At 39.4% G+C, this 12,320-nt stretch carries 15 protein-coding genes; 11 read left to right on the forward strand and 4 right to left on the reverse strand.

Annotation, left to right across the window (positions count from 1 at the left end):
* Positions 1–9: 9 nt before the first annotated feature.
* Complete coding sequence (gene gap / locus HY817_01975; GenBank protein ID MBI4836004.1) at positions 10–1,023, forward strand: type I glyceraldehyde-3-phosphate dehydrogenase; 1,014 nt, start codon at positions 10–12, stop codon at positions 1,021–1,023.
* Positions 1,024–1,086: 63 nt separating this feature from the next.
* Entirely contained in the window at positions 1,087–2,214 is a 1,128-nt protein-coding gene (locus HY817_01980; GenBank protein MBI4836005.1) for a phosphoglycerate kinase, read from the forward strand.
* Between the two features lie 17 nt (positions 2,215–2,231).
* Here HY817_01980 and HY817_01985 read toward each other — a convergent pair whose 3' ends face one another.
* The gene (locus HY817_01985) at positions 2,232–2,915 is read right to left on the reverse strand and encodes a triosephosphate isomerase (GenBank protein MBI4836006.1); all 684 of its coding nucleotides are present in this window, start codon (positions 2,913–2,915) and stop codon (positions 2,232–2,234) included.
* A 228-nt stretch (positions 2,916–3,143) separates the two neighbouring features.
* On the opposite strand from HY817_01985, the gene rpsB reads away from it, so the two are divergent.
* From rpsB to HY817_02020, 7 genes are all read left to right on the forward strand, one after another.
* A complete protein-coding gene (gene rpsB / locus HY817_01990; GenBank protein ID MBI4836007.1) occupies positions 3,144–3,971 on the forward strand; it encodes a 30S ribosomal protein S2 in 828 nt (275 codons plus the stop codon).
* 65 nt (positions 3,972–4,036) lie between these two features.
* Positions 4,037–4,630, forward strand: coding sequence for a translation elongation factor Ts (gene tsf, locus HY817_01995; GenBank protein ID MBI4836008.1), 594 nt, complete (start codon positions 4,037–4,039; stop codon positions 4,628–4,630).
* Positions 4,631–4,748: 118 nt separating this feature from the next.
* Complete coding sequence (locus tag HY817_02000) at positions 4,749–5,270, forward strand: peptidylprolyl isomerase (protein MBI4836009.1); 522 nt, start codon at positions 4,749–4,751, stop codon at positions 5,268–5,270.
* Positions 5,271–5,327: 57 nt separating this feature from the next.
* Positions 5,328–5,882: a ribosome recycling factor gene (frr, locus tag HY817_02005; protein MBI4836010.1), complete on the forward strand. Its 555-nt coding sequence runs from the start codon at positions 5,328–5,330 to the stop codon at positions 5,880–5,882.
* Positions 5,883–5,940: 58 nt separating this feature from the next.
* A complete protein-coding gene (locus HY817_02010) occupies positions 5,941–7,047 on the forward strand; it encodes a site-2 protease family protein (GenBank protein ID MBI4836011.1) in 1,107 nt (368 codons plus the stop codon).
* A gap of 89 nt (positions 7,048–7,136) precedes the next feature.
* Complete coding sequence (locus HY817_02015; GenBank protein MBI4836012.1) at positions 7,137–7,616, forward strand: hypothetical protein; 480 nt, start codon at positions 7,137–7,139, stop codon at positions 7,614–7,616.
* 43 nt (positions 7,617–7,659) lie between these two features.
* Positions 7,660–8,772, forward strand: a complete 1,113-nt coding sequence (locus HY817_02020; GenBank protein ID MBI4836013.1) for an AI-2E family transporter — start codon at positions 7,660–7,662, stop codon at positions 8,770–8,772.
* Here HY817_02020 and HY817_02025 read toward each other — a convergent pair.
* Positions 8,711–9,310: a ribonuclease HII gene (locus HY817_02025; GenBank protein MBI4836014.1), complete on the reverse strand. Its 600-nt coding sequence runs from the start codon at positions 9,308–9,310 to the stop codon at positions 8,711–8,713. The genes HY817_02020 and HY817_02025 overlap by 62 nt on opposite strands.
* Positions 9,311–9,444: 134 nt before the next feature.
* On the opposite strand from HY817_02025, the gene HY817_02030 reads away from it, so the two are divergent.
* Positions 9,445–9,876 carry a 23S rRNA (pseudouridine(1915)-N(3))-methyltransferase RlmH gene (locus HY817_02030; protein MBI4836015.1) on the forward strand — a complete coding sequence of 144 codons (432 nt, stop codon included), beginning with the start codon at positions 9,445–9,447 and terminating at the stop codon, positions 9,874–9,876.
* Positions 9,877–10,042: 166 nt separating this feature from the next.
* On the forward strand, positions 10,043–10,624 hold the full coding sequence (locus HY817_02035; GenBank protein ID MBI4836016.1) for a hypothetical protein: 582 nt from the start codon (positions 10,043–10,045) through the stop codon (positions 10,622–10,624).
* Positions 10,625–10,688: 64 nt separating this feature from the next.
* Here HY817_02035 and HY817_02040 read toward each other — a convergent pair whose 3' ends face one another.
* Positions 10,689–11,075 carry a VOC family protein gene (locus tag HY817_02040; GenBank protein ID MBI4836017.1) on the reverse strand — a complete coding sequence of 129 codons (387 nt, stop codon included), beginning with the start codon at positions 11,073–11,075 and terminating at the stop codon, positions 10,689–10,691.
* Between the two features lie 5 nt (positions 11,076–11,080).
* Complete coding sequence (locus tag HY817_02045; protein ID MBI4836018.1) at positions 11,081–11,935, reverse strand: DNA recombination protein RmuC; 855 nt, start codon at positions 11,933–11,935, stop codon at positions 11,081–11,083.
* Positions 11,936–12,320 lie beyond the last annotated feature (385 nt).

Here is a 12,320-nt window from a genome sequence, read left to right on the forward strand (position 1 = left end):
CAAAAACACATGAACAAAATTCGCATCGGGATTAATGGATTTGGTCGTATCGGTAGGCTTTTTTTAAGGAGCCTCAAGGATCACCCTCTATTAGAAGTAGTGGCTATTAATTCAGGCTCCAATCCTGAGTCTCACGCTTTTCTTCTCAAGCATGATTCTAATTATGGAGCTTATCTAGGAACAGTGAGTGCAGGAGAAAAAAGCATCTTGGTTGATAATAAAGAAATTGCTATTTACAAAATAGTGGAACCGGCGCAAATCCCTTGGGGAGAAAAACAGGTAGATATTGTAATCGAATGCTCTGGTTTATTTACTGATAGAGAAACTGCTAGTAAACATCTGCACGATGGGGTCAAAAAAGTGATTATTTCTGCGCCTGGCAAAGATGTCGATGGAACATTTGTCATGGGGGTAAACGAAAAACAGTATGATGCCAGCAAACATCATGTAATTGCTAATGCTTCCTGTACTACCAATTGTTTAACACCAATCGTATATCTTTTGCACAAAGAGTATGGCATCAAGTATGCCCATATGAGTACTACTCATTCCTACACTAGCGATCAAAATCTATTAGACAATTCTCATCCTCACGATTTGCGCCGTGCTCGTGCGGCGGGAGATAATATTATTCCTACTACCACAGGAGCTACCCTAGCCACAACTGAGGTTATCCCAGCATTAAAAGGTAAAATTAGTGGCATATCTTTACGAGTACCTACTAGTACTGTATCCATATTGTATTTAGTTGCTGATCTCGAAAAAGAAACCAGTAAAGTAGCAATGAATGATATGTTTCGTAGAGCAGCAACAGGAGATATGCAAGATTATTTAGCAGTGAGTGATGAGCCATTAGTGTCCAGCGACTTCAAAGGAGATACTCACTCAAGTATCATTGATGCTCTTTCTACCGATGTAGTCGGCAAACATTTGGCTAGTATTGTTGCCTGGTATGACAATGAATGGGGCTATACCCAGCGGTTGGTGGATTTGGCCAATTTGGTGGGACATCTATTAAATTAATTCTGTCCTTCGGCGAGCTCAGGATGACAGCTGAATGCTGAATTGAATACTAGGAATAAGATTATGCGACAAGGAGAAAACCAGTTAAAAATCATTGATAACGAATTTCCGAGAAACATGCGGGTACTTTTGCGGGTTGACTTCAATGTGCCGATTGACGCTAAGGGAAATATTTTAGATAGTCAGAGAATTACTAATCATTTGGCTACTATTCGGTTTTTGAAAAAGAAGGAAGCACGAATTATTTTAGTTGCTCATTTAGGCAAGCCTCAAGGCAGCCCTGCGCCACAATTATCATTTCTTCCCCTACTGCCAGAGATAGAAGAGCTACTACAAGAAAAAATAATACTACAAAAGTTAGAAGAGTATCAGCCACAAAGCGGTATTACCCTTTTGGAAAATATCCGTTTTTATTCCGGTGAAGAGAAAAATGATAGCGTCTTTAGCAAGCAATTAGCTCAATTAGCAGACATTTACGTCAATGATGCCTTTTCAGTAAGCCATCGGACTCATAGCTCAGTAGTTGGTATTACTCAATTTTTACCTAGTTACGCAGGATTTGCCTTTGCTCATGAATATAACAGCTTAAGTTATATTCTCCATCAGCCCAAACCACCAGTACTCTTGATAATTGGTGGCAAGAAAGTATCAGACAAATTAGCAGTGTTGAAACATTTACTATCAAAGGTAGATCATGTGCTCATCGGTGGAGCAGCAGCTAATACTTTTTACCAAGCCTTGGGTAAGAACGTAAAGCAATCATATACTGAAGATGCCATGTTCCCTATTTGTCGTCAGCTCTATCAAGAACATAAAGATAAAATCGTACTCCCTTTAGATTTTAACGAAGACCATAATCAATATCTGGACATTGGCAAACAAACCCAGCTACTTTTTGCCCATCTAATAGAAAAAGCCAGAACAGTAGTATGGGCCGGTCCCATGGGGAAATGTGAGGATATTCACTTCCAAGATGGTACCCTGGCCATTTTAGAGGCAATAGCCAAACCAGGAATTATGAGTATTGTTGGTGGCGGCGAAACTTTGGCTGCCATTCAAAATCATCCCCTAAGCACCAAGATCACTTTTACTTCATTGGGTGGTGGAGCAATGTTAGAGTTTTTGGCGAAAGAGACATTGCCGGGAATTGAGGCATTGATGAAGGCAGAAGGCAGGGGGCAGAAGTATTAGCTCCTAGTATATCTAGACTAGATAAGCGATAGAATAGATTTTAGATTGTCTATGGTGGTTGAGGCTCTTCCTATTAAGAAGCCGCCTAAGCCGGGAACTGATATTTGAGCTAGATTTTCTGCGCTGACGGAACCGCCATAAAGTACTTGAGAGAATCCCAGAGAGTGAATCATATCCATGACAGCCTGAATCTGCTCTTGAGTAGGATAGAGATCTGATGCCACTGCCCACCAGGGTTCATAAGCAATAACCACTTGAGCGAATCGTCCTTTGATACAGTCTTCAAATTTTGTTAGTTCATCTCTGACTAAAGTAAGCACTCTTTCCAGTGGTAGCTTTTCTGGTTCGCCCACACAGAGGATTACTTTCTTGTCATGATCGAGAGCTAGTAATAGTTTCTTTTGGAAATCAGCAAATGTCTCATGAAAAAGCTTTCTTTCTTCAGAATGAGCTATCATTAGCCACTCCTCTTCAATATTACTAATTCGGACACTACCAGTAACTACTGGTTCATCAATTGGAGCAAAGTCTTGCACACCAAGAGCGACATTCTGGTTGGCTAAGGGGCGGAGAGCAACAAGAGATAGCGTGCTAGGGAAAACTACTATTGGCTGAGGCAAATTTGCTTCTATAATATGTTTAAAAAGAGTAATTTCTTCAGCAGGAGATAAATACTGTTTCCAATTACAAGCAATAAGCATAAGGAATTATCAAGGCTAGAATCTCAACTATCTCAGCTAAAGCCTATCGGGAATTGTCCGCTTAGTCTAGCAGGATGAACATGTTTGACAGTATCTGGCAGGTCCTATACTCTCTTAGCGCTTTATATCTTAGTAATTAGCTAGATTGTTCCAACCTCGCATCAATGCTGATGTGCTCGGAGCAAAATGAAGGCTAACTACAATAACCCAAGGTTTATGACCATTTCTATGCAAGACCTGCTCCAAGCAGGCGTTCACTTCGGTCATCGTACGCAACGATGGAACCCTAAAATGAAATCCTATCTCTATGGTAAGAGACATGGAATTCATATTTTTGATTTGGAGCAAACTGCTCACGCGCTCAATAATGCCTTACAATTTCTCTACAACCAAGCGAGCATTGGTAAGAGCATTTTGTTTGTCAGCACCAAAAATCAAACTTCTGAAATTTTACCTGTGGAAGCCAAAAAGGCAAATGTACCATATCTTGCCAATCGTTGGCCGGGTGGTTTTTTGACCAATTTCCCTACGGTTAAAAAACGTATTCAATATTTAATCTCTCTCGAAGGAGACATTGAAAGCGGTGAACTTACTAAGAAATATACCAAGAAAGAAGCTTTGATGTTCAAACGCACCATTGGCAAACTGAATGAAGTGCTAGAAGGAGTAAAAATCCTCAAATCACTGCCTGATGTTATCTTTGTGGCAGATGCAGTACGTGACCGACTCGCTATTGTTGAAGCAAAGAAAATGGGGATTGCTATTGTCGCTATTTGTGACTCTAACTCCGATCCAGATCTAGTAGATTATGTCATTCCCGCTAATGATGATGCATTGCGCTCACTTAATATGATTATTTCTGCAGCCAGCGATGCCATTCAACAAGGTCGCAAGGCTTACGCTCCTACCCGAGATGAAGGACAAGAGAGAAAAAGAGACAATAGTGCCCAGGCTAAACCAATCGACAAACTCGAAATTTCTGCAGAGGTAATGGCTGAGAAAGAAGCAGCAGAAAAAGCTCCAGCAAAAGTACAAAAAGCAAAGAGCAAAGAATAAAGTCTACTTTAATTTTTTGGTGTTTCATCTAGAATCTAGAATTTAGAATCTTTAATTTTACACATATGGCTATTACTTCACAGCAGGTAAATGAATTACGCCAGAGAACTGGCTTGGGCATGATGGATTGTAAAAAAGCATTAGAAGAAAGCGGTGGCGACGCTGATAAGGCAATTGATATTTTACGTAAAAAAGGTATTGCCAAAGCAGGAGAAAAAGCTACTAGAACTACCGCCAAAGGTTTAGTGGTGTCTTATATCCATTCTAATAATACTGTAGGTACTTTGGTAGAAATAAATTGTGAGACTGATTTTGTCGCTCGTACCGACAATTTTCAAAATTTTTGTAAGGATGTGGCTATGCATGTGGCAGCAGCTAATCCCCTCTATCTTTCCCCAGAAGATGTGCCAGCTGAACTGGTCGAAAAAGAAGCAGAAATCTATAGTGAGCAAATGAAAAATGAGAATAAACCAGAAGAGATTGTAAAGAAAATTGTCGCTGCAAAATTGGACAAATTTAGAAATGAAGTCTCATTACTTACACAGCAATACGTCAAGAACCCGGATATCACCATCAATGATTATGTGAAGGAAATGATTGGTAAAACAGGCGAAAACGTTCAGATCCGTCGTTTTACAAGATTTTCTTTAAATGGTTAATATGAAAAAACTATCTTTTTTTAGCTTAGCAGTCACAACGCTAGTGCTTAGTTCCTGCAGTCAATCCTCTATAACACCTTCAGCCCAACCAACAGTAACTGCTTTACCAACTTCTACTATGGCGCCTACTTCTCAACCAGCTTCAAATCCAATGGTTACTATGGAGACTTCTATGGGAATGGTTAAAATCGAACTCTTCAAGGATCAAACCCCATTAACAGTAGAAAACTTTCTTAAATTGGCCAGGGAAGGATTTTATGATGGTGTCATTTTTCATCGTGTTATTCCTAATTTTATGGCTCAAACTGGCGATCCTAATTCTAAAGATGCTGATCCCTACAATGATGGCACTGGTGGACCTGGTTACACTTTCAATGATGAGTTGGTAAAAAATCTCAGCAATGTACGAGGTACTATGTCTATGGCTAATAGAGGCCCTAATACTAATGGCAGTCAGTTTTTTATTAATATAGTTGATAACACGTTCCTTGATGGCCGTCACGCAGTATTTGGTAAAGTAATTGAAGGATTGGATATTGTTGATAAAATAGTCAATGTACCAACCCGAAAGGATGATCCGAGACTAAAAGATAGGCCAGTAAAAGATGTTAAAATTATCAAGGTAAGTATCGCTAACTAATCATTTGTTCTGGTTTGGCACCCATTTGTAATTCATAATCCATAATTTGTAATTCTTATGCACGTTGCCTTACAACAAGCTAAAGCTACCAGCGGGCAAGCCATTGATCATCTCAAACACGCCTTTAGTCAGATCCAGGCAGGACGAGCCTCTACCGCCTTGGTTGAAGACATTATGGTAGAAAGCTATGGCAGCATGATGTCGCTAAAAAGTGTGGCAACGATTAATACTCCTGATGCCAGTACTATTAGTATTCAGCCATGGGATAAGGGATTGGTGAGCGCTATCGAAAAAGCTATCCAGACATCACCTCTAGGACTCAATCCACAAAGTAACAGTAGTGGCTTAATTATCCCCATCCCCAAACCAACAGAGGAGAAAAGAAAAAACTTAGTTAAAACTGTTAAGCAGATCAGTGAAGACTCTAAGGTCACTTTGCGTAACGCACGTCATGAAGCCTTGAATATGCTCAAAAAAGAAAAAGAAGCAGGTACTTTGCCCGAGGATATGTTTTTTCAGCAAGAAAAAGAATTACAAAAGTTAATCGATGAAGGCAATCAAGTCGTTGATGAGCTCACCGAAAAGAAATCTGCTGAAATAATGACTATTTAAAGTAGTATCAAAGCGAAAGTTTCAGTAATCAGATTTTTGACTCCGTAATAATTCCCCCATGTTTGCAACCATACTCAATACGGCAATTAATATTGCTAGCTTTCTCTTCATTCTTGGTATCCTTGTCTTGGTGCATGAATGGGGACATTTTTGGGTAGCTAGGAAGTGCGGCGTGAAAGTAGAAGAATTCGCTTTTGGCTTACCACCCAGACTGTGGGGTAAGAAAAAAGGTGATACTTTGTATGCGATCAATGCTATTCCCTTCGGTGGCTACGTGAAAATGCTAGGACAAGATGACTTCGATCCCAAAGCGGCCGTCGACACACCTCGAACTGCAGATCATTTTGAAGCTAAAACCTGGTGGCAGAAAGCATTAATACTGTGTGCTGGTGTAGCCATGAATGTCCTATTGGCAATTGTCCTCTTTAGCATTGGCTATATGGTGGGCATGAAACCCTTAATTCCAGATTCACCTTTATTTAATCAAGCTTTAGAACGAAATGGAGTGATAATTCGCGAAATTCAAAAAGACTCATTAGGAGAAAGTATCGGGATTCCAAATGAAGGGAAAATTGAAAAGATTAACAATACCACGGTAAAAACTACCGCACAGTTGCACGAGCTAATCGGTAAGTACAAAAATGCTGGTTTTAGTCTGACCATTGATAATCAGACATACGGGATACCTGCTCTCAAGGAAAATGAAAAAATTGGCTTAGCTTATGGTGAGAATATGACCTTAAAAGAAATTCAATTACCCCCACATCAAGCTATCTACTATGGTGCTGTTGACAGCGTATTGATACTACGAGAGACCTTTGCTAGTTTTGGCAAATTGATCACTCAGTTGTTTACCAAACTGGAGCTGAGCCAAGAAGTAACAGGCCCGGTAGGAATATTCAAGCTTACAGCTCAAGTGACTCAAAATGGCTTTATCCCCTTTTTACAATTAATTGCATTACTCTCTTTGAGCTTGGCAGCTGTAAATATCATTCCTTTTCCGGCACTTGATGGTGGCAGATTGTTCTTCGTCCTCCTAGAAAGTATCTTTCCTAAACGTTGGAATAAACTCATTGAAGGTAAGGTTCATTTGATTGGCATGATGTTATTGCTACTTTTCATGCTAGCCATTACCTACAAGGATATCGTGAAACTTTTTAATTAGTATTTAAATCAGGTTAAAACTTTGCTACACAGCAGTTGACTAAGAGTAGTAAAAGAAACTATAAAGAGGATTGCTTTTGGTATTATTTCATGACAAAACTGGATTGGAGCACCACTATTCTTTCGATTAGAGATAAAAATCCTTATTGTCGCAAGCTGCTTTATCAGCTTTATCATTATGAAGATGAGTTTTTGGAGAGACGAATATATGAGCTAAGCTTCGCTCTCTATGCGCGTTTTTTTCAGGAGAAGTTAGCACCTCATTATTTAGTAGACTACTTTAAGGCATTACAAAATATTCTAGAGAACCAAAGTATCATTAGTGACAATCCTGATATTCTTAGCATTCTCAATTTGGGCCTCCAATTAGATAATTTTCGCCAGTATAGTGAGGATAATCTGCAACTTACCCATATTATGTTACAAATCAATTATTTGATTACTGGCTGGCAAAGTAAAAACCATATTTGTAAGTACTGCGGCCACAAATTAGAATTACTTACCCAACCACTTGATGAAGTTGAGCAGGCAAAAAGCGGCAAGAAAAACAATTATTCCAACATAGCCTGAACAGCTATTTTAGCTTATACTTATTTTGTAGCTAATCTCATCTATGAGCACTGTCAGAAACAAACATGAATTACATTTTATTTTGTTGCTAATTTTCCTGGGCCTCTATTTAGCATATTTAACATATGCACCTTTCTTGTATGATTTCATCTTGGCCGCTAGTGCAGCAGCTATCATGAAGCCTTTGTATCATTATATGCAGAGAAAGAATAATGCAAACAATAATCTTAGCGCTTGTTTGTGCACTATTTTGCTCATTATTATTGTGATCGGCCCAATTGCTTTATTGGTTACCACCATTACCAATGAATCCTTTGCTACCTACAATTTTATCCGCGATCAAATCCAGTCAGGCAATTTGGAGCGCATGTTTCAAATCCAACAGCACCCCTGGTTACAAGATGCCACAAACTTTATTAGCCAATATATTGATATCAAAACTATTGATCTCAAAGGACCACTAGCCGATCAAGCTACCAGAGTGTCTCTCTGGATATATCAAGGTGGTACGGATTTACTCACCAGCATCTCCATGCTGCTACTGCATTTATTTTTTGTAGTACTCATGTTCTTTTTCCTCATTCGAGATAGTAAAAAAATCATGGAAGAAATTAGTAAATTCAGCCCAATATCTACGAGCAATGAAGCAATTTTGAGTCAAAAATTTACTGATATCAGTCAGGCTATTATCCGTGGTACCTTTTTAACAGCCATGATTCAAGGCACATTAGTAGGCATAGCTTTTGCCGTATTGGGCCTGCCTGGAGCAATCTTTTGGGCATTTGTTTCTACCTTCTTTGCCCTAATGCCTTTAATTGGAACACCAATCATTTGGCTTCCCGCAAGTATTATTTTATTTGTTAGCGGCGCTTATGTTAAAGGCTTCTTACTCCTAGCTTTTGGTCTGCTCATTATCAGCACCATCGATAATTTGTTGCGTCCTTATCTCATGGGTAATAAGGCCCATTTGCCCGGCATAGTAATTTTCTTCGCCGTATTGGGTGGTATTAGTGTATTTGGCGCTATGGGTATAGTGATTGGCCCCATGATTACAGTTTTCCTGCTTACCTTATTAGAAATGTACGGACACAAACTCAAGAATCCAGGAAGCTCAGGAATGAATGACGATGACACTGAGCCGGTCCTAATTGCTTAAGAGCAGCAATATGTTCCGCAGTAGCATACCCCTTATGCTTCGCGAAACCATAATGAGGATACTTTTTGTCCAGATCGCACATCAATCGATCTCTTATTACCTTGGCTATAATTGAGGCTGCGGCAATACTTTTGCTGATTCCATCCCCTGCTATAATCGCCTTTTGGGGAATACCAGGCATATTGATATTTACTGCATCAAGCAAAAGAAAGTCAGGAATAGTAGATAAACTTTTTACCGCTTGTTGCATTGCTCTCTTGGTCGCTTGCAAAATATTGATTTTATCGATGACTCGAGGCGAAACATGAATAATACTATAGGCTACGGCATGATCAATAATATCCTGATAACAATATTCTCTTTCTCGCACAGACAACTTCTTGGAATCATCAATAGTATTATTATCAAAGTCTGCTGGCAATATTACTGCTGCTACTGTAACAGGCCCCGCTAAAGGCCCACGACCAACCTCATCAATGCCTGCAATGTATTGAAAGCCAGCTTGCCACAATGCTATTTCTTCTTGGAAGGAAGCCATGATAATTCTAAATTAGGAATTCTGAATGCTGAATTATATTTATCACAATCGATATAACAGCAATGATGGGCTTTGTCTAAAAATTGATTGATTGGCAATAAGATTTGAGGCAGAGTGAATATGTTTATCATTCTATGAAACTAACTATTGTCCGTATTGGCAAAATTCGCGAGCCCTATATTCTGGCGGCAGAAAACCATTACCTTACCATGCTACCAGCTCTGAAGATAATTACTTTAAAGGGTAAAGATGATGTGCAAAAAGATAGCCAAGAAGTAATCAATAGATTAGCCGCCGAACGAAATGTGTATATATTGGCTGAAATAGGAAAACCCCACGACTCTCTTGCTTTCGCCCAAATGGTACAACCTTATTTACAAGGCTTAGAGGAAGCAACATTAGTAATCGCCGGACCATTTGGTTGGTACTATGAAATTTTACCCGCTGCTTGGCACAGGTTAAGTCTATCGCCGCTAACCTTTCCTCATGAACTCGCTTATATAGTACTATTAGAACAAATCTTTAGGGCAAACAAAATTAGCAAAGGACAAAAGTATCATTACTAAGATCTAGGGCTTACTTATCTCTATTTGATTGATAGTTTTGATTAGTAAGCTTTTGCTCTATTTTATATTTTCATAACAAACCCATTCTTGAGTAAAGCGCAAAGGAGTGTTCAAGTAGGTAGAGTTTGTTACAATGAATAGAAATCACAAAAATAAAAACAAATTTATGTCCCTCGCGCCAGCCCCTCGTTCTGTTTCTGTTTGCTCACTTCAGGATGTCCCCTATAGCATGTCCTTGAGTATTCCTACGTTTTCTCAAGGTAATGTTGTTGGTAATCATACAGATAGTTATATTAGCTTCCTCGAAGAGAGTTTTTTGGTAGAAAGAAATGAATATGATCTTAGTGGCAAGTTACTTTGGCAGGTTAAACGTGAATTAGCAGTATTTAATGAGCACAAGGTATTGCCACGTTCAAGCACTATCATTTACTTTGATGGTACCATGGTAACATCATTGCGTGAGTACAATGAACTATTACTACCAATTGAAGAACGCCTTTATATCGATGGCGTACAGCAAATGTGTAAACATTATCGATATGAAGGTGAAAAGTTAGTAGTGGTCGATCAAACAAACTATACGGTACAAGGACTTTTCTCTCGTCGCCAATATGATCAATTGATTTCACGTGATGGAGCAACTTATTCCAAACGGCAAGTACTTGATGCTCAAGGAAAAATAGTTTCAGAATCTGCTGAAATTGCTGCAGAAGAATTAGTAGCAGCAGGTGTATGTATTGAGGTGTAAAAAATCACAAAACAGTAAGCTATAGCGGCCTTAAGTAGAGACTTGGGGCCGCTTTTTTTATCAATCAACTTTCGTATATCTCCAAAGGCGTACCGTCAGGATCATGAAAGAAGGTGAAGCGCTTGCCAGTAAGCTCGTCCAAACGGATTTGCTCTACTGTTATATTGCTTTCCCTGAGATAGTGCACGACAAGATCCAAATCAGCAACTGCAAAGGCTAGGTGTCGCAGGCCACAGGCCTCTGGCTGCGTCAATCTTTTAGGAGGCTGCTCAAAAGAAAATAGCTCAACTTGGGTATTGGCATTTACTTTAAGATCTAGTTTAAAGGACTTTCGTCCTTCACGATAAGTTTCTCGAATGATACTAAAACCTAATATTTGCGTATAAAAATTCTTGGAACGCTCATAATCAGAGCAAATAATAGCGATATGGTGAATATCTGAAAAATACATAGCTATTAGTCTAAAAGCTTAGTAATAGTAGCATCAATTCTACTTGAGGCTTTATTGGCCTGTTCATAGGCATGCGATGCCAAATCTAGGTTTTTGCCGACTTTAGCAAAACAATCTTGCCAAGTACTTAATGCTTCTCGCACTTTACCCAATTGCACTAACACTTCTTTTGTTTTCGCCTCGATCTTTAAAGCATTGAGACCATGAATTACAGTTTGCAGATAGGCAAAAAAAGTGAGGGGTGAAACTAGCATCACCTTTCTTTCGAAAGCATAACGCACAATATCTGCCTCTAAGAGCTTTTCCATGACACCTTCCGCGGGCACATACATAAAAGCAAACTCACTGGTTTTCTCACCAGCTAAAATATATTGAGCAGTTTCCTCAATGCGTAGCTTCACATCACGAAAAAACTCGCGTTCTCTATCTTCATCGCCAAAATTTTCCAAAGGAAACTTAGCATCGATAGGAATAATCATTTCTCGCATTTTGATTACCGCATCAACAATACTGCCATTAGGAAATCGGTATTGTAAAATATATGCATCAGCAGGCATCACTTCACGCAACTGCTCGGCTAGCATCATTTCACCAATAATTCCCCGCCGCTTGGGGTTTTTGAAAATCATTTCTAGCTCACGGATTTGTTCAGTCAGCCCTAATACTTGCCTCTGCGTCTGTTCAATACTAGTCAATCTGGAAGCAACATCGGTCACTAAGCCATGGCTATTTTTCACTTGATCCTGGGCAAAAGTAACTGTGGAATTCAATTGATTGTCCACTTTATGCCCAATTAGCGAGACCCGATAGGCAACAAATATCAGAGCCAGTGCTAGAACAATAAAGTAAATAAATTCCATACAGCAGAGAAATTACGCAGGAAGAATATAATGGAATACAATTGGAAGCTACTCACCTTGTCTGGGAATGATGTGATGTGGGGAAGAGATGAAATAATCTTTAGAGATAATGCTTATTGGCTATATCTCCATCAGATCTCTCCACGAGGTCGAGATGACAATTAGGAGAGTTTGCTCATGAAACAACTTGGTCAGTTTTTGCTGAGACCAAAAACATTCGACAAATCAGCCAGGTAAGCCCCTCATCCCAATTGTCATATACAGGAAGAGCCAAGAAGAAATGACATCTTGTTGGTGAGAAAGTAAGATTGGGGAAGGAGAGGAGAAGCTTGTTGTCATAGGACAAAGATCCTCTCGGTATGCATACAACCTTCTCCTTCTCCAA

This window comes from Candidatus Abawacabacteria bacterium (assembly GCA_016207805.1).
Lineage (GTDB): Bacteria > Patescibacteriota > Gracilibacteria > RBG-16-42-10 > RBG-16-42-10 > JACQZO01.